The sequence below is a fragment of the Pseudomonas sp. SK2 genome, assembly GCF_016772395.1.
GTDB classification, from domain to species: Bacteria; Pseudomonadota; Gammaproteobacteria; order Pseudomonadales; family Pseudomonadaceae; genus Aquipseudomonas; species Aquipseudomonas taiwanensis.
Genome location: NZ_CP061944.1, coordinates 2,819,530 through 2,836,406 on the forward strand (window position 1 = coordinate 2,819,530; position 16,877 = coordinate 2,836,406).

16 protein-coding genes are annotated in these 16,877 nt (G+C 63.3%); 11 read left to right on the forward strand and 5 right to left on the reverse strand.

Annotated features, from left to right (window positions below; translation table 11 throughout):
• Positions 1-114 precede the first annotated feature (114 nt).
• Positions 115-591 carry an isochorismatase family protein gene (locus tag IF103_RS12495; RefSeq protein WP_252189400.1) on the reverse strand — a complete coding sequence of 159 codons (477 nt, stop codon included), beginning with the start codon at positions 589-591 and terminating at the stop codon, positions 115-117.
• A 197-nt stretch (positions 592-788) separates the two neighbouring features.
• Between IF103_RS12495 and IF103_RS12500 the strand changes: the two genes are divergently transcribed.
• The 5 genes from IF103_RS12500 (at position 789) to IF103_RS12520 (ending at position 4,869) form a co-directional block, all read left to right on the forward strand.
• Positions 789-1,187 carry a hypothetical protein gene (locus IF103_RS12500; RefSeq protein WP_186598603.1) on the forward strand — a complete coding sequence of 133 codons (399 nt, stop codon included), beginning with the start codon at positions 789-791 and terminating at the stop codon, positions 1,185-1,187.
• Between the two features lie 102 nt (positions 1,188-1,289).
• Positions 1,290-1,628 carry a hypothetical protein gene (locus tag IF103_RS12505; protein ID WP_023380674.1) on the forward strand — a complete coding sequence of 113 codons (339 nt, stop codon included), beginning with the start codon at positions 1,290-1,292 and terminating at the stop codon, positions 1,626-1,628.
• Positions 1,629-1,828: 200 nt separating this feature from the next.
• Positions 1,829-3,070 (forward strand): MFS transporter, encoded by a 1,242-nt coding sequence (locus IF103_RS12510; protein ID WP_027907384.1) that lies wholly within the window; start codon positions 1,829-1,831, stop codon positions 3,068-3,070.
• Between the two features lie 359 nt (positions 3,071-3,429).
• Complete coding sequence (locus IF103_RS12515) at positions 3,430-4,050, forward strand: LysE family translocator (RefSeq protein ID WP_104881731.1); 621 nt, start codon at positions 3,430-3,432, stop codon at positions 4,048-4,050.
• A 165-nt stretch (positions 4,051-4,215) separates the two neighbouring features.
• The gene (locus IF103_RS12520; RefSeq protein ID WP_023380677.1) at positions 4,216-4,869 is read left to right on the forward strand and encodes a tetratricopeptide repeat protein; all 654 of its coding nucleotides are present in this window, start codon (positions 4,216-4,218) and stop codon (positions 4,867-4,869) included.
• 3 nt (positions 4,870-4,872) lie between these two features.
• On the opposite strand, the gene IF103_RS12525 is transcribed toward IF103_RS12520, so the two are convergent.
• Positions 4,873-5,643 carry an IclR family transcriptional regulator domain-containing protein gene (locus tag IF103_RS12525; RefSeq protein ID WP_202675358.1) on the reverse strand — a complete coding sequence of 257 codons (771 nt, stop codon included), beginning with the start codon at positions 5,641-5,643 and terminating at the stop codon, positions 4,873-4,875.
• A gap of 221 nt (positions 5,644-5,864) precedes the next feature.
• On the opposite strand from IF103_RS12525, the gene IF103_RS12530 reads away from it, so the two are divergent.
• From IF103_RS12530 to IF103_RS12550, 5 genes are all read left to right on the forward strand, one after another.
• Complete coding sequence (locus IF103_RS12530) at positions 5,865-6,674, forward strand: shikimate dehydrogenase family protein (RefSeq protein WP_104883872.1); 810 nt, start codon at positions 5,865-5,867, stop codon at positions 6,672-6,674.
• Positions 6,675-6,678: 4 nt separating this feature from the next.
• Positions 6,679-8,412 (forward strand): FAD-dependent oxidoreductase, encoded by a 1,734-nt coding sequence (locus IF103_RS12535; RefSeq protein ID WP_202675359.1) that lies wholly within the window; start codon positions 6,679-6,681, stop codon positions 8,410-8,412.
• Entirely contained in the window at positions 8,397-8,717 is a 321-nt protein-coding gene (locus IF103_RS12540; protein WP_023380681.1) for an NIPSNAP family protein, read from the forward strand. Before IF103_RS12535 ends, IF103_RS12540 begins: the two co-directional genes overlap by 16 nt.
• 119 nt (positions 8,718-8,836) lie before the next feature.
• Complete coding sequence (locus IF103_RS12545; protein WP_202676167.1) at positions 8,837-10,549, forward strand: FAD-dependent oxidoreductase; 1,713 nt, start codon at positions 8,837-8,839, stop codon at positions 10,547-10,549.
• Between the two features lie 130 nt (positions 10,550-10,679).
• The gene (locus IF103_RS12550; RefSeq protein ID WP_202675360.1) at positions 10,680-12,005 is read left to right on the forward strand and encodes an MFS transporter; all 1,326 of its coding nucleotides are present in this window, start codon (positions 10,680-10,682) and stop codon (positions 12,003-12,005) included.
• Between the two features lie 89 nt (positions 12,006-12,094).
• Here IF103_RS12550 and IF103_RS12555 read toward each other — a convergent pair whose 3' ends face one another.
• The 3 genes from IF103_RS12555 to IF103_RS12565 all read right to left on the reverse strand — a co-directional run bounded on the left by IF103_RS12555 (position 12,095) and on the right by IF103_RS12565 (position 14,967).
• Positions 12,095-12,910, reverse strand: a complete 816-nt coding sequence (locus tag IF103_RS12555; RefSeq protein ID WP_027907378.1) for a sugar phosphate isomerase/epimerase family protein — start codon at positions 12,908-12,910, stop codon at positions 12,095-12,097.
• A gap of 80 nt (positions 12,911-12,990) precedes the next feature.
• The gene (locus IF103_RS12560; protein ID WP_202675361.1) at positions 12,991-14,040 is read right to left on the reverse strand and encodes a Gfo/Idh/MocA family protein; all 1,050 of its coding nucleotides are present in this window, start codon (positions 14,038-14,040) and stop codon (positions 12,991-12,993) included.
• Positions 14,041-14,187: 147 nt separating this feature from the next.
• On the reverse strand, positions 14,188-14,967 hold the full coding sequence (locus IF103_RS12565; protein WP_023380688.1) for an IclR family transcriptional regulator: 780 nt from the start codon (positions 14,965-14,967) through the stop codon (positions 14,188-14,190).
• A gap of 187 nt (positions 14,968-15,154) precedes the next feature.
• Here IF103_RS12565 and IF103_RS12570 point away from each other — a divergent pair, with 187 nt between their 5' ends.
• Complete coding sequence (locus tag IF103_RS12570; RefSeq protein ID WP_027907376.1) at positions 15,155-16,867, forward strand: FAD-dependent oxidoreductase; 1,713 nt, start codon at positions 15,155-15,157, stop codon at positions 16,865-16,867.
• The last annotated feature ends 10 nt before the right edge of the window (positions 16,868-16,877 follow it).

Consider the following 16,877-nt stretch of genomic DNA (forward strand, 5'->3'; position numbering starts at 1 on the left):
CGACACGCCCCCATCAAAGCATGTCTATCAATCTTTGTTGGATCGTCGTTCTCCCAGCATCCATGCCGTGTTGGCCCCCTGCGGCCAACGTTTCCGCCCCGCCAACCTATCAAGTCAGTCCAGCAAGGCATCCACCTCCGCCCGCGTGGAGACCTGGCCGAAATGATGCTTCCACAATTCGATGCCCAGTTGCCCTGACCGGTCCAGGGACGAGCCGACGGTGAGGTCGGTGACCAAGGTCGGCGTCAACCCTGCGTCGAACAACGCAAAGCCGGCCGCGAGCACGCAGGTTTCGGTCTGCATGCCACACACCAGCACCCGTTCGACGCCCAGTTGCCTGATGTATTCGACGGTTTCGACCGGTAGCCCGTAACCATGCTTGACGAACACGGTGTCGGCTTCGACCAAATGCTCGTCCTGCGCCGCAGGGTGCCAGCCAAGCTGGCGTTGAAACGGTGTGACCTGCTCGTCATGAGTCACCACCATGGCAATGGTGAAGATCTTCGCCGAAAACGCTCGCAACCGGTCGACCAGCCATTCCGGAGGATTGAACGTCGACTGCACATCGACAATAAGCAAGACCTGCTGCATGAAACGCTCCTGAAGACCGACGGCGGACATTGCCATCAGTTTGAGCGTGGAGTGTGCCAAGCGCCGGAGTCGTTGGCTATTTGTGCGCTGTGCACTTAGAACTTTTCTTTATTTGTCGGTCTATGTGAATGGCCCAACTGGAAGGTTGCCAGCCGCCAAATGCCTACACGTCCCAACATCAGAGGTTGTCTTCGATCATGAAATTCCACGTCCCACGGATGGTGCTGTTTGGCCTGTTCGCCTTCGCGGCAGTGGGCTCGGCATCTGCAACAACCATGAAGACCACGCCCCCTGTTGCCACGTCCCAGGTCGAGGTCCTTCAGGCGCCCACCCAGGGTGGTGGTAACCCCTGGCCGAGCCTGGCCAGCCTGGCCGATCAGCGATCAGGGACGCTGCTGGCCCACGACGATCGTTACTACCACGATCACCGTGACCATTACCGCCGCGATGACTGGCGCCGGGAACAGTGGCGTCGCGACCAATGGCGCAGGGAGCAAGCCCGCCGCGAAGCAGAGCGCCGCCGCTACTGGGAGCGCCACCATGATCGGGCGATGCACCACCGCTACGAAGACGATCACCGCTACTATCGTCGCTGATACCGCCAAGACCGCGACCCCAGGGAACAGGAACGACTGATCCGGCGTCGCGGTCAACATCCTCGAAGGTGACCAAAATCGGTTACAGCACGAGGATTGGCCATGAGTACCCTGACGATCGAAGGCTGGTGCAAACGCGATCCCACGCAGAAGTCCACGCCACTGGGCGAAATACACTTCGACATCCAAGGCGCTAACCACAGGCGATTGGAGCAGGCCGAAGAATACCTGCAACAGAGCCATGAAACCGAAACCATGGTCGATGTCGACCTGGCGAGCATGAACCTTGTATTGCCGCCAGGGTGCGGCCCCCTGGCTGACTGCCGTCTGCGTGTCTACTTGAGTGAAGAGCAGCGCGGGCAGTTTCATCTCGTTGGCCATCGTGCCAGTGATGGCAGCCTTATCTACAGCAATGCAGTGTTGATTGCTCAACTGAGTTGAGCCTGGTGAACGAACCTGCAGGGGCCGGTGATCGCCGGCAAGCCGGCTCCTACATGCTGCGGATCCATCGAATGCGTTGATGATTACTATCGAGACACCCGCCTGTCGGGTCGGCAAAACCGCCCCCTATAATCGCCCCTCTGTTTCTCCCCGCTCCTCTCGCCTGCTACAGGCGACGTCCGTTCCTGGAATTTAATACCATGCCGACACCCAACCCGTCCGCGCACGTCCCCGAACACACCCAATACAGCGTCAAGCAGCAGTGGCTTGCAATTCTCTCGGTCGCCGTCGGTGCCTTCTCCCTGGTCACCAGCGAGTTTCTGCCGGTGGGCGTTCTCAACGATGTCGCCAGCGACCTGGGCATCAGTGCTGGCCAGGCCGGCCTGATGGTCACCCTGCCCGGCATCATGGCTGCCCTCGCCGCGCCTTTGCTGTCCGTGGGCATCGGCGCCCTTGACCGGCGCTATCTACTGATCGGCCTGACGCTGATCATGATCATCGCCAACGCGGTGGTGGCTTATGCGAGCGACTTCAGCCTGCTGCTGTTCGGCCGCGTACTCCTGGGTATCAGCATCGGCGGTTTCTGGGCGACAGCCATCGCCCTTAGCGGACGCCTCGCGCCCAAGGGGGTGGGCGTAGCGCAGGCCACTTCGATCATCATGGTCGGTGTCACCTTGGCGACCGTCCTGGGTGTTCCGGTTGGTACCTGGCTCAGCGGCCTGATGGGCTGGCGCATGACCTTCCTGATAACCGCGCTGGTGGGCGTGCCGGTACTTCTGGCGCAGGTGTTGCTGCTTCCGCGACTGGCGCCGGACAAGGCCATTCGCATCAGCGACCTGCCGGCCTTGTTCATCAATCCACAGGCTCGGGTCGGATTGATCGCGGTATTGTTGATTGGCCTTGCGCACTTTGCCGCATACACCTATGTCGCGCCTTTCTTCAAACAAAGGGCTGGCTTCGATGGACCTACCATTGGCTCGCTGCTTCTGCTTTATGGCGTGGCCGGGGTGCTGGGCAACATCTTCGCCGGTTTCGCCGCCAACCGAAGCGTGCGTCACACCCTGTTGCTGGTTGCGCTGATGATCGGTACCAGCACTGCGCTGTTCCCTTACTTCGCCACCGGCATGACCGGCGCCGCGATGCTCATCGCCCTCTGGGGCTTCGCCTTTGGTGCGTTCCCGGCCTGCGCCAGCATCTGGATGTTTGTCGTGGCGCCCAAGGACGTCGAGCGCGGCATGCCTTTGTTCGTGGCCATGTTCCAGGTGATCATCGCGCTGGGCTCGTTCTTCGGTGGGCGGATCGTCGACCAACTGGGCAGTTCGGTGCTGCTGAGCCTGGCCACGGCGCTGGTGGGTTGCGGTTTGGCGACGGTGCTGGTGCTGGGGCGTAGCGTCAGTAATCGCATGGTGGCTCAGCCGGAGGGTGTTGTGGATGCGTCGTAAGTGGTGAGAAGTGCAGCGCGTTTGAGATCGAGCGCCGCCCGCGCGGCGCATCGCGAGCAAGGCTCGCTCCTACATCTGTCTCGGGCCAATTACGCCTGTGGGATTTGCGCGCGAACGCTTTGGCGCATGGCGCACTATCGAGTCGTACACACCAGGCGTTCGCGCGCGTCTGTCACTGGCGTTACTGGCCCGAAACAGACGTAGGAGCGAGCCTTGCTCGCGATGCGCCGCGCGGGCGGCGCTCGATCTCAAGACCGCTGCATGCCCCTCGCCATACCACGACTTGCCGCCGCGCAATGACCACCCCGAGCACGCCCATGCTAACCTGCGCTCACCTCCTCCCGCAGGCGCCGAAGCTAATGTCCATTGCAGACAACCTGATTGCCTTCACCCTCGCCGCCACGCTGCTGACCGTGACACCAGGCCTGGACACTGCGCTCATCCTCAGGACAGCAACCGTCGAGGGCCGTCGGCAAGGGCTGCGTGCGGCGCTGGGCATCAACGTCGGTTGCTTGCTATGGGGCGCGGCGGTTGCGTTCGGCCTGGGCGCGCTATTGGCCGTGTCCGAACTCGCCTACAGCATTCTGAAGTATTGCGGCGCGGCGTACCTGGCCTGGCTTGGGGTGAACATGCTGATGCGGCCACGGCATTCACTGGCGCCGATCGCAACGCAGCCGCGGACGCAGTCCAACTGGTTCCTCAAGGGCATGATGGGTAACCTGCTGAACCCTAAGGTCGGTATTTTCTACGTCTCGTTCCTGCCGCAATTCATCCCCCACGGCCAGCCGCTGATAGCCTGGACCTTCATTCTGGTCGGCATCCACGTGGCACTCGGCCTGCTCTGGGCGATGGTACTGGTCAGCGCGACGCATTCGCTGGCGGGGGTGTTGCGCCGCGAAAAGGTCATCGCTGCGCTCGACCGCGCTACCGGGCTACTGTTCGTGATTTTCGCGGTGCGTCTGGCCCTGAGCAGGCGTTGATTGATCCGATCTCGAAAAAGGTGAGTCGGATGCCATCGCCAACCCTCAAAGGTTGCGCAGCCTGGGAACTTCATTGCACGGACTGGGTCGATAGCATCCCCTTGCATCCACGGGCAAGGGCCATGTCCCTTTCCGCCAGACCAGACACTGTCGAGTCAGTACCCGATGCCCAGCCAACGCATGCTGCCGGCCGTTCTCCTGTTGTTCAGCGCCGTCGCAGCCTGTGGCGCGTTCGCAGGCGACCGCTCGATGCCAGCCCATAGCAACAATGCCTCCACCATGCTGATCGAAAGCGCCTCGCAGCAGTACGCCGCCGGCCATCTGGACCAAGCGGCGGCAACACTGGAACGAGCACTGCAGATTCAGCCGAACAACCCTGCAACCTTGCATTACCTTGGCGTGCTGCGCCTGCAACAAGGCCAGTACCAACAGGCCGAAACCCTCGCCGTGCGCTCGAATATGCGGGTCGGCAGCAACAACGCGCTGCGCAACCGCAATTTCCAGTTGATCCAGGCGGCTCGCAATGGCCAGGTTTACGGCGCACTGCCAGCGGCCGACCAGCCCCCTGCCTCCGCTCAAGCGGTGAACCTAACGCCCACCGATCCCTTCACGCCGCCACCGCAGCCTGCGGCACCACAGCGCTTGAGCAACCCGGTAACACAGGCCGAGGACATGGACATACCCCAGGGTCACCGGCCCCCCCCGGGCAAGTGCCGAATCTGGTTCCCAGGTGTTCCGCCCGGGCACCAGCCCGCGCCGGTCAAGTGCAAGAAGCTCAAAGGGCGTATTCCGCAAGGCGCCTACCTGATCCGTCACTGACCGTCAGTCCAGCACCGGCTTCAACAGGGCCTGCGCCTCGTACAACGCAGGCAGGTAGCGCAGGCGAATCTCATCGACGCTCAGCCGCGACGCATGGGTAGTGATGGTCAGTGTCGCCTTCAGTTGCCCAGCACGATCCACCAGCGGCACGCCAAGCACGCGCATACCGATTTCGTACTCCTGATCGACGATACAAAAACCCTGCGCTCTCACCTGCTGCAGCACCGCCTCCAGGCGCGCCCTGTCAGTTTGCGTGTAGGGCGTGAGCGGGCGAAGCGGGTTTCGCGAGAAGTAGTCGTCCCGCGCCGTTGCATCCAGCGACGCCAGCCAGATCCGCCCGCCAACGGTGCAGTACATCGGTACCCGCGAGCCGGGGCGAATCGACAGCGAGGCGACGTGGCTATACCGGCTGCGCACCAGGTGGATGATTTCGTCACCGTCGCGGGTGCCCACCGACACATGCTCCTGGGTCTGGCGCGCGACCTGCTCGACGATAGGCCTCAACATGCGCGGCAACTGCGCCGAATCCACATAGGCCTGGCCAATACGCAGCACCTTGGGTGTCAGCCAGTAATGGCGGTTGTCGGTGTCGGCAAAGCCTTCGTGCACCAACGTCAACAGAAAACGTCGAGTGGCACTGGGCGTCAGCCCTGAGAGCCTGGCCGCGTGTGGCACGCTCAAGCGTGGCTGGTCGGCGCTGAACAGTTGCATCAATGCCAAGCCTTTCTGCAGACCGGCGATGAGGTCGCGGGGATGAGTTTCGTGTTTGTCCATGTGTTCGGCTCGTGGGGTGGGCTGGACGGTTGTCGGGCGGCTCTGGGGCCAATCGCCGGCAAGCCCGCTCCTAAGGGTGTTCACCCACTCATACACCAATTCAATGCGAATACCGATACATGACTGCGATTATCGCACTAATGGATCGCTAAGCGCATTGCCGTACCCCCACGCCGCGCGCCACGCTTGCCTCCACAACAACGCCAAAAACGGAGGTCAGCATGATTCGGGGTTCGACAGAACTGGTCGCCATCGTCGGTTCACCCATCGCCCAGGTGAAATCGCCCGACAACTTCAACACCTGGTTCGCCAACAACAACCGTAACCTGGCGATGCTGCCCATCGATATGCAGGAAGCATCGCTTCAAGCATTCGTCGGTAGCCTCAAGGGCTGGCGCAACCTGCGCGGTTGCGTGGTCACCGTTCCCTACAAACAGGTGTTGGCCGCGCATCTGGATGGACTCAGCGATCGTGCCACCGCGCTGGGTTCGGTCAACGTGATTCGCCGTGAACCCGATGGCCGCCTGCTGGGTGACAACGTCGACGGCGCAGGCTTTCTCGGTGCTGCGCGCAAGCATGGATTCCAACCAGCCGGCAAACGTGTGCTGGTGATCGGTTGCGGCGGGGTCGGCAGCGCCATTGCCTATGCATTGGGTGAGGCAGGCGTCGCCCAGGTGACCCTCAGCGACCCCAGCACTCCGCGCGCCGCCGCACTTTGCGAACTGCTCGGCAATACCTTCGCCAACCTTGAGGTCGCCACACACTACGAATCGCTGGAGCGCTTCGACCTGCTAGTCAACGCCTCACCCGTCGGCATGGGCGATACCGGCGAGCTACCGCTGCCGGCGAGTCTGCTGGAAACCCTGCAACCCCGGACCCTGGTGGCCGACGTCGTCACCTCCCCGGAAATCACCCCGTTGCTGGCTCTTGCGCGCCAGCGCGGCTGCGCGATCCAGACCGGAGCGCAGATGGCATTCGCACAGCTTGGCCACCTCGGCGCCTTCATGGGCGTCACGCCGCTGGAGATCTGAGGCCATGTCCGCTATCGAACAATCGCAACAAGTGTTTGACCTGGTCGTCCTTGGCAGCGGTGCCGGGGGATTCGCCACCGCCGCCACCGCTGCCCGCCTTGGCCTGAAGGTATTGATCGTGGAAAAGGCCGACACCTTTGGCGGCACCTCAGCCATTTCCGGTGGCGCGGTGTGGATCCATGGCAGTGATCAAGCGAACGCCGCCGGCGCCGAGGACTCGCCCGAAGCCATCCGCACTTACCTCAAGGCGATCATCGGCGCCGGTTATAAACCTGAGCTCGTGGACGCCTTCGTCGAACGCGGCCACCAAGCGTTGCGTTGGCTGGAGGCCAACACCGAGCTGCGGTACAGCCTGCGCCCGCACTCACCGGACTACTACCCGGATGCACCCGGCGCCACCGAGTTCGGACGCGCACTGGAAATGGTCGAGTACGACGGGCGCCACCTCGGCCTGCGCTTCAAGGACCTGAAGATGCCCCCGCCCGGCATGCTGCTGTTCGGCGGGATGATGGTCAACCGCGTGGACATCCAGCACTTCCTGAGCATGCGCCGCTCGGCTGCATCGCTCTGGCACTGCATAAAGCTGATGGCTCGCTACGGGGTGGATCGGCTGCGCCACCACCGTGGCACCCGGCTGACGACCGGCAACGCGCTGATCGCCCGGCTGGCTTGCAGCGCTTTGGCCGACGGTGCTCAATTGTGGCTGCGCAGCGAGGCGCAGGCGCTGATCGTCGAGCAGGGGGTGGTCCGTGGTGTGGTGGTACTGCGCGAGGGCCGTCGCGAACGGGTTCTCGCCCACGGCGGCGTTGTCTGCGCCATGGGCGGTTTCGCAGCAGGCGCGCTAGCCGCCGCTAACCGGCCCGACGCAAGCGCACCGCACCTGACCATGTCTCCTCCCACCAATGACGGGGCCGCCCTGCGCCTGGGCGAAGCCGTGCAGGCAGCCAAGGGCGAGGACCTGGCCGCCAACTTCTTCTGGGCTCCGGTGTCCGAGCTGCGCCATTCCAATGGCGAGCGCGAACGCTTCCCGCACCTGGTCACCGACCGCGCCAAACCGGGTGTGATTGCAGTCGATCCGACCGGTCGGCGTTTCGTCAACGAGTCCAACTCCTATCATCATTTTGTGCAGACCATGTTCGCCCAGGGCATCAGCAGCTGCTGGTTGATCTGCGATGCTGATGCCATGAACCGCTATGGCCTCGGGCTGGCGCGACCAAGGCCGGTAGACAACAACGCACTGATCGAGGCCGGCTACCTGCATCGGGCCGACACCCTGCATGCCCTCGCCCAAGCCATCGGCATCGACCCGCAAACACTTGCGCAAACACTTGAGCACTTCAACGCCGATGCTCGTATCGGCATCGACCGTGCATTCGGGAAGGGAGCCAACAGCTACAACCGCTACATGGGCGACCCACAGCACCAACCCAACCCGTGCCTGGCGCCCTTGGCCAAGGCGCCGTTCTATGCGATCCGAATCCACACCGGCGACCTCGGCTCGGCACGCGGCCTGGCGACCGACGCCAACGCCAACGTACTGAGCGAAGCCGGCGCGCCGATCACCGGCCTGTACGCCGTTGGCAACGACATGAACTCGATCATGGAGGGCACCTACCCAGGCCCAGGCATCACCCTTGGCCCCGCCCTCACCTTCGGCTGGATCGCTGCCAGCCATATCGCCGAACGCCTGCGGGCGCCGGCCACTCACGCGGAGAAAAACCCATGTACTACGAACTGAGAACCTACACCCTCGACCCACTGAAACTCGCTGACTGGCTGGCCCTGTACCAAAGCCATGCGCTGGAGGTGCAAACCGAACACCTGGGCAAGCTGATCGGCTTTTTCACCACCGAGTTCGGCGAGGCCAACCAGGTGGTGCACCTGTGGGGCTACACCAGCCTTGACGAGCGGATGGAGCGACGCAAAGCAATGGCCGCCGACCCACGCTGGGCGGAATTCTCGCGGCGCAACCGCGAGTTGGGTGCGGTGCTCAAGCTGCAATCGCGTGTGCTGCGGCCAACGGGCTTCTCGCCGTTGCAGTGAGGGAGTTAGATCCGCTCACCGGGCCTCTCCCCTCCAGGAAGGGGCCGCAAAGCACCGAAGGTGCCGAGGTGATGGGCCTTGGCAATTGACAACCTGACTGGAATCCCTCGATGTCAACCCTGCCCACTCTGGAATGCGATGTCCTTGTCATCGGCTCAGGTGCCTCTGGCCTTGCCGCCGCAGTCACTGCCGCGCATCACGGCTTGAACGTGATCGTCGCGGAAAAGGCCAGCCAACTGGGCGGCACCAGCGCCTGGTCGGGTGGCTGGTTGTGGATACCCCGTAACCCCCTGGCCGTCGCAGAGGGTTTCATCGAGGCCGACGACGGGCCTGAACGGTACTTGCGCGCACAAACCCAGGTAACCGAACTGGACTCCCGCCAGCGCGCCTTCTTGCGCCATGGTCCGGACATGGTGGCGTTCTTCCAGCAACATACCGCCGTGCAGTTCTTCTGCGGCTCGACAATGCCCGACATGCACGAAGGGGAAGGCAGCGCACGGGGCGGACGGTCACTGTGTGCGCTACCGTTCGATGGACGCCAACTCGGGCCATGGATACACAAGCTGCGGCCACCACTGGACATCGTCAGCCTGGCAGGCATGGGCATCGCCGGTGGCGCGGACATGGCCGCGTTCTTCAATGCCACAAGCTCGGCAAAAGCCGCCATGCACGTCAGCAAGCGCCTCCTGCGCCATGGACGCGACCTTCTGTTGCATCGACGCGGCCTGCAACTGGTCAACGGCAATGCCCTGGTAGCGCGCCTGCTGCGCAGCGCTCTGGACCTTGACGTGTGTTTGCTCACCGACCTTGCCGCGACAGGCTTGCTGGGCGACGACGACCGAATCACCGGGGCACGGTTCGCCAACGGCCAACGGGTGCGGGCCCGGCGTGGCGTGATACTGGCTTGCGGTGGTTTTCCCCATGACCGCCAGCGCATCGCCCAGTTGGTCGGCCATGCACCCGACGGTAATGCTCATCATAGCGCCGCGCCAAGGGAAAACAGCGGCGACGGCCTGCGCCTGGGCGAACAGGTCGGCGGCCAGGTCAGCCCTACGCTGGCCCATGCCGGCGCGTGGGCCCCGGTCTCCCTGGTGCCGCGAGGGGATGGCAGCCTGGGGCATTTTCCCCACCTGATCGACCGCGCCAAGCCTGGCTTCATCGTGGTACGCCGCGACGGCCGGCGCTTCGTCAACGAGGCCGACAACTACCACGACTTCATGAATGCACTGTTCGCCGCAACGCCTGAAGGTGAGCCCCATGAAGCCTGGCTGATCTGCGATCACCCCGCCCAACGTCGATATGGCATCGGCTGGGCCAAGCCCTTCCCCTTCCCCACAGGCTTCTACGAGCGGCGCGGCTATTTGTTCAGCGGCCAGACGCTGGACGCGTTGGCCGAGCACTGCGGGATCGATGCCCGTCAACTGAAAACGACAGTGGACGCTTTCAATCATCACGCAGCCCAAGGCGAGGACCCTGAGTTTCAGCGCGGCGCCACCGTCTACAACCGGGCGCAAGGCGACCCACTGCAATCGCCCAACCCATCACTGCGACCGTTGCGGCAAGGACCGTTCCACGCCGTCAGGCTGTTGCCGGGCAGCCTTGGGACCTTTGCCGGGCTGCGTACGGACGCCTGTGCGCGGGTAGTGGACAGCCATGGACGAGCGATCCCCGGCTTGTTTGCGGTCGGCAATGACATGCAGAGCATAATGGGTGGGCATTATCCAAGCGGTGGCATCACCCTTGGTCCGGGCATGACGTTCGGCTACCTGGCCGGCCTGGCGCTGAGCCAGACTCAGGCAACCTCTCGCTATTGTTCGGTTACCGAACAATAGCCCCTCCCATGAATTGACGCCTCTCCATTCACTACTCACCATTGCCTGGCCTTGCGTGTGCCCCCTGCCTGGGAAACAGCCACGACCGAGACGTACCGCAGTCATTACAATTTCAAGAAATAGCCTCGACATGACCCAATCCAAGTTCGACACCGCCTTGCCACGGCTTGGCCACGGCTCCATCGGCGACAAGCTCCGCGGCGCCTTCGCCGTCGGCAAAACCCGCTGGGGCATGCTTGCTCTGGTGTTCTTCGCCACCACCCTGAACTACATAGACCGAGCGGCGCTCGGCATCATGCAGCCGGTCTTGTCCAAGGAAATGGGCTGGACGGCGATGGATTACGCCAACATCAACTTCTGGTTCCAGGTTGGCTACGCCATCGGTTTTTTGCTGCAAGGCAGGCTGATCGACAACATTGGCGTCAAGCGTGCGTTCTTCTGCGCGGTGCTGCTCTGGAGCCTGGCCACCGGCGCCCACGGACTGGCCACTTCGGCAGCCGGCTTCATGGTGTGCCGGTTCATTCTCGGCCTGACCGAGGCGGCCAACTACCCGGCCTGCGTGAAAACCACGCGCCTGTGGTTCCCCGCAAGCGAACGTGCCATCGCCACAGGGCTGTTCAACGCCGGCACCAACGTTGGCGCCATGGTCACCCCGGCCCTGCTGCCGTTGGTTCTGGCCGTGTGGGGCTGGCAGGCTGCATTCATCGCCATGGGTTGCCTGGGCCTGGTCTGGGTAGTGTTCTGGGGCCTCAAATACTTCAATCCTGAAGATCATCCACGCCTGCGCCAGAGCGAGCTGGAATACATCCAGCAGGACGCAGAGCCTGACGTGCCACGCCTGCCGTTCAGCCGTATCCTGCGCTTGCGTGGTACCTGGGCCTTTGCCGTAGCGTACTCGATCACAGCACCGGTGTTCTGGTTCTACCTGTACTGGCTGCCACCGTTTCTCAACCAGCAATATTCCCTGGGCATCAGCGTGACCCAGATGGGCATCCCGCTAATGCTGATCTGGCTGACTGCGGACTTCGGCAGTATTGGCGGCGGCATCCTTTCATCCTGGCTGATAGGCCGTGGAGTGCGCGCCACCCGCGCCCGATTGATTTCGATGCTGGTCTTCGCCTGCACCATCATCAGCGTCGTCTTCGCCGCCAATGCCAGCGGTCTGTGGATCGCGGTCCTGGCCATTGCCGTGGCGGTGGGTGCCCACCAGGCCTGGACGGCGAACATCTGGAGCCTGGTGATGGACTACACGCCCAAGCACCTGGTGAGCACCGTGTTCGGCTTCGGCAGCATGTGCGCAGCGATCGGCGGCATGTTCATGACCCAGATCGTCGGCAGCGTCCTGACTGCCACCCACAACAACTACGCGGTGTTGTTCACCATGATCCCGGCGATGTACTTCATTGCGCTGGTCTGGATGTACTTCATGGCACCGCGCACGATCGAATCGGCCTAAGCGCGAATCCCTTTCCTCTACGGGGCCCTTCGGGGCCTCTTTTTTGGCCAAGCCGTAGGAGCCGGCTTACCGGCTCCTACAGGCAACGATCAGACTTGCGCCAATACCCCGCGTGCTTTTTCCAAGGCCATCCGCGCCCGTTGCTCGGCACTCACGCCCTGCTCCATCAAGTGCCGTGTCGGAATTTCCAGGCTCAGCGGCACCGTGGCCGGCAAGGTACGTAGCAAGCCGACCAGGTCAGCGTCGCCCTCACCGGGGAAGCGCCGCTCGTTGCGGGCCTGGCGCAGGATCTCGTCCATATCGTCCGGCACCGGCCCGGCAACGTCGCAAAGCTGCGCATAATGCATGCGCTCGGGCGCCAGACTCGCGAGCGCCTGGAGGCAAGATCCGGAACGGTTGAAATGGAAGGCGTCAACCAGTACGCAGCCGTTGACTCGGTCAGCCGCTGCAACGATGTCCACCGCCTGGCTCAGGTTGCGCACGTCAGTCCAGGGCATGAATTCAAGGTGCGGGCGAATGCCATAGCTCACCGCCAGATCGCACAACGCGGCAAAGCGTTCGGTCAATCGCCCATGGTCAGGGTCGTTCCCCGCCACCAGCAGCTCGCTCCCCCCCAACTCAGCCCCCACCGCCAGGATAGGCTCGAAATCGGCGACACAGGTCTGCGGTTGCAACCGCAGGATTTCCAGGTCCAGCACCTTGATGCCCGTATCACGCAGTCGCGCTTGCGTTTGTCGGCGCAGCTCGGTATCCGCCACCAGCGGGAAATGTCGCTCTTCCCTGGTAGCGGGCACCAGACGCAGGCCCACGTGGCTGTAACCGGCGCGAGCGGCGACTTCCACCATCTGCGGTGGGGGAAGTTCAAGCACCGTCAGGGCGGCAAGGGAAAAGATTCGATCGGTCATGTGTTTCACCAAAAGCATGAAAAAGAAAGGTCTCGCCGCTGACCTGCCACAGTGGCAATCCCAGCGGCGAGGTGTAGACGTCAGATGGGGGCTGGAGCGCAGGCTCGACCGCTTTCGGCTGCCTGGCGGATGGCTTCGATCAGCGCCAGGGTGCGGCCACCATCGGCGGCATCGATCAGTGGTGCTTCCTGACCACGGGCAACGCGGATGAAGTGCTGCAACTGCAAGGTCAACGCCTCACCAGGGTGAATGGCTTCCTCGCTTTGCAGCAGCGGTGTGTGCCAGCCCGAACCCGTCTCGGCGTAGTGCCAACGCTTGAGCTGCGGAATGCTCAGCGCACCTTCGGTCCCGGCCAGCAAGTAGCAAGGCTGGTCGGCCTGGCGTGGGTAGACTGGGCTTTCGCCGGAGCCCAGCTCCCAGCTCCAGGGCGCGGCCACCGCGTCGGATCCGGTCAGGCTGCCCAGTGCGCCGTTGGCGAACTGCAACAGCACAGCAGCGCTGTCCTCGTTGGCGAAGCCCCGCACGTCATTGCGGGTGAAGGCCTGCACCTGGACCACCTCGCCACAGAGGTAGCGCAACAGGTCAAGGTCGTGAATCAGGTTGGTCAGCAGAAAACCTGCGCCCGGCTCTCGGCGCCAAGGCGTCTCGAAGTAGCTGTCGGGCTTCTGCAACTGCCACAGCGCGGTGACGTTGATCAGCCGGCCCAGTCGCCCGTCCTGAATCACTTGGCGGGCACGGGCGATCAAGGGGTTATGCCGCCGGTGATGGCCGACCAGGACCGGTACTCCATGGCGTTGCGACGCCGCTACCAGTGCGCGGACCTCGTCCAGGTGTACGCCCACTGGCTTTTCTACCAGTACCGGCACCCCGGCCTCGACACAAGCCAGGGCCGTAGCGACATGCTGGTTGTTCGGGTTGGCGATGATCACCGCTTCAGGCTTGGTCTGCTCCAGCATCTTGCGGTGATCAGCGAACCAAGCCACGCCACACTCGGTGGCGAAAGCCTCGGCCTGCGGGCCTGGGTCGGCCACCGCGCACAACTGCGCTTGAGGAACATTGCGCAGGTGCTGGTAATGCTGGCGGCCCATGATCCCGGCACCGATGAGTGCGATACGAAGGGGTGCGTTCAACAGTCTGTCCTCTTGTCATTATTGTCATGGCAATTCCAGAACCAGGTTCCAGAATCAACCAACAATAATTTAGAACCAAGTTCCAGATACCAGAAGCGCCCTCGACACAGACTGTGCGGTAATCGACCGCAAAATGCCCGGATACCTTTACGACGCGAACAATTCGCTGGCCTGACTGGCCGCCGACAGCTCCTCCACCGCCGCCAGCAACTGTGGCGCCAAGTCTGGCAAGCGCGCCTGGGCCATACGAGCGCTGGGGCCGGCGATGCTCAGCACGCCGATGACCTCATCACTTTGCGGACGACGCACCACGGCAGCCAGCGCCGAGGTGCCGACCGCGGAGGTTTCCTCGACCCAGGCGTAACCACGTTCGCGGGCGCGGTGCAGGTAACCGAGCAGTTCCTCCGTGGAACGCGGTGCATTCGGGCCGAACTGCGCAGGGTCGGCAATGCCTTGACGCAAGACCATCTGCAGCGCCGCTTCATCGCTCAAGCTGGCCAGCCAGGCATGCCCGGAGGCGGTGTAGAACAGCGGCGCATCCCGGCCCATGTCGGGGTCGTAGCGCAGCCCGGACCGAGCCCCCTGGGACTTGGCGATCCATGTCTGGCGGCTGCCGTCGATTACACCGAGGCGAACCAGTTCGCCGCTGTCCTGGGCCAGACGGTCGAGAATCGGCTGAATGATGTCGGCGCCGCTGTTGGAAAGGTAGCGAAAGCCCAGCGCCACCAGCTTGGCTGACAGTTGGTAGCGGCTGTTGTCGCGATTCTGACGCACGTAGCCCAGGCGAACCAGCTCGGCGAGCATGCGGTGGGTGGCACTTTTGGGGATGTCCAGGCGCTCGGCCAGGGTTTGCAATGCCAACCCGTGCGGTTCGCCGGTAAGGCATTCAACAAGACTGAAGGCGCGTTCGATCTGACTACCAGCCATGACTACGAGATCCCTTAAAAATTGGGCGAATTCTAGAAGAAAATGCCGCATCCACAGACGTCTTGACAGCCAAGTGTCCGGTTATCGACCACTAATTGCCTCTAGCCTGCGCGAATCGCTTGCATCACGCCCGGCCTGCCAAGAACATTGTGGAACCGAGTTCCAATAATAATGCAGGAGACCCCCGATGCCCACCGATACCTTCCAAGCCGACTGTGACGTTCTGGTCATCGGCTCCGGCGCAGCCGGGCTGGCTGCTGCCGTCACGGCCGCCTGGCACGGGCAGAGCGTCATCTTGGTCGAGAAGGAGCCGGTGTTCGGCGGTGCCACGGCCTGGTCCGGCGGCTGGGCTTGGGTGCCGCGCAACCCATTGGCCCAGCGTGCGGGTATCGAAGAAAGCATCGAACAGCCACGCACCTACTTGCGCAATGAACTTGGCGAGCACTTCGACGCCGAGCGTGTCGATGCTTTCCTCGAAGCCTGCCCGCACATGGTGGCGTTTTTCGAGAAGCACACCGCGCTGCAGTTCGCCGACGGCAATGGTATCCCGGACATGCACGGCGATACCCCTGGGGCGGCCACCGGCGGCCACCAAGTGATCGCGGCGCCATACGATGCCCGCGAAGTCGGCGCCCTGCTGCCGCGCCTGCGCAAGACCCTGCGCGAAACCTCGTTCATGGGCATGCCGATCATGGCCGGTACCGACCTTGGCGCGTTCCTCAACATGACCCGCTCACCGCGGGCCTTCCTTCACGTGTGCAAGCGCTTTGGCCGTCACCTCTACCACCTTGCCCGATACGGACGTGCCATGCACCTGGTCAATGGCGTGGCGCTGGTGGCGCGGCTGGCGAAATCGGCGCAGGACCTGGGTGTGCGTCTGCTGGAGTCCGCACCGGCCAGGCACTTGCTAATGGAAGATGGCCAGGTGAAAGGGGCAGTCGTCACGACGCCCCAGGGTGAGATGCGCATTCGGGCCAAGGCAGTGGTGCTGGCCGCCGGAGGCTTTCCCAATGACACCAAACGGCGTCAGCAACTGTTCCCGCGCGACGCCACTGGCCAAGACAACCTTGCCCTGCCCCCGCTCTCCTGTTCGGGTGATGGGCTGCGCTTGGGCGAGTCGGCGGGCGGCGTGGTCGCGACCGACCTGAAGTCACCGGTGGCCTGGGCGCCGGTGTCGAAGGTGCCGCACCGTGACGGCAGCATGGGCCACTTTCCGCACATCATCGAGCGTGGCAAGCCAGGGATCATTGGCGTGCTGGCCAGCGGCGAGCGTTTCGTCAACGAAGCGCACGGCTACTACGACTACGTTTCGGCCATGGTCGATGCGGTACCACCAGGAAAAGAAGTCTGCTCATGGCTGATCTGCGATCACCGCTTCCTGCGCCGCTATGGCCTTGGTCACGCGCGTCCGGCACCGCTACCGGTATGGCCTCACCTTCGCAGCGGCTACCTCAAGCGCGGCGCGACACTGGAACAGTTGGCGCTTGCCTGTGGTATCGACGCTGCTGGATTGATCAACACCGTCGTCGATTTCAACCGCCATGCACGAACCGGCCAGGACCCCGCATTCGGACGCGGCTCCACGCCATTCAACCGAAAGCAAGGCGACCCTCTGCACAAAGGCCCCAACCCCTGCGTGGCGCCCATCGAGCAGGGCCCGTTCTACGCCGTTAAGGTTCAACCCGGTTGCTTCGGCACCTTCGCCGGCCTTCGCACCGACGGCCATGCACGAGTGCTGGACGAAGCGGGCCAGCCGATAGCCGGCTTGTACGCTGTCGGTACCGACATGGCCAGTGTGTTTGGCGGTTGGTACCCCTCTGGCGGAATCAACCTGGGTCCGGCACTGACTTTCGGCTATGTGGCTGGGAGGCACATTGCCGGGGCGACCGCCTACGAATGAACCGCTGGCA

Bases quoted from the DNA above. Each gene is read 5' to 3' on its own strand.
- IF103_RS12565 (WP_023380688.1), bottom strand. From the start codon at position 14,967: ATGGCTGGTAGTCAGATCGAACGCGCCTTCAGTCTTGTTGAATGCCTT.
- IF103_RS12535 (WP_202675359.1), top strand. From the start codon at position 6,679: ATGTCCGCTATCGAACAATCGCAACAAGTGTTTGACCTGGTCGTCCTT.
- IF103_RS12510 (WP_027907384.1), top strand. From the start codon at position 1,829: ATGCCGACACCCAACCCGTCCGCGCACGTCCCCGAACACACCCAATAC.
- IF103_RS12555 (WP_027907378.1), bottom strand. From the start codon at position 12,910: ATGACCGATCGAATCTTTTCCCTTGCCGCCCTGACGGTGCTTGAACTT.
- IF103_RS12515 (WP_104881731.1), top strand. From the start codon at position 3,430: ATGTCCATTGCAGACAACCTGATTGCCTTCACCCTCGCCGCCACGCTG.
- IF103_RS12505 (WP_023380674.1), top strand. From the start codon at position 1,290: ATGAGTACCCTGACGATCGAAGGCTGGTGCAAACGCGATCCCACGCAG.
- IF103_RS12570 (WP_027907376.1), top strand. From the start codon at position 15,155: ATGCCCACCGATACCTTCCAAGCCGACTGTGACGTTCTGGTCATCGGC.
- IF103_RS12525 (WP_202675358.1), bottom strand. From the start codon at position 5,643: ATGGACAAACACGAAACTCATCCCCGCGACCTCATCGCCGGTCTGCAG.
- IF103_RS12540 (WP_023380681.1), top strand. From the start codon at position 8,397: ATGTACTACGAACTGAGAACCTACACCCTCGACCCACTGAAACTCGCT.
- IF103_RS12500 (WP_186598603.1), top strand. From the start codon at position 789: ATGAAATTCCACGTCCCACGGATGGTGCTGTTTGGCCTGTTCGCCTTC.
- IF103_RS12495 (WP_252189400.1), bottom strand. From the start codon at position 591: ATGCAGCAGGTCTTGCTTATTGTCGATGTGCAGTCGACGTTCAATCCT.
- IF103_RS12530 (WP_104883872.1), top strand. From the start codon at position 5,865: ATGATTCGGGGTTCGACAGAACTGGTCGCCATCGTCGGTTCACCCATC.
- IF103_RS12550 (WP_202675360.1), top strand. From the start codon at position 10,680: ATGACCCAATCCAAGTTCGACACCGCCTTGCCACGGCTTGGCCACGGC.
- IF103_RS12520 (WP_023380677.1), top strand. From the start codon at position 4,216: ATGCCCAGCCAACGCATGCTGCCGGCCGTTCTCCTGTTGTTCAGCGCC.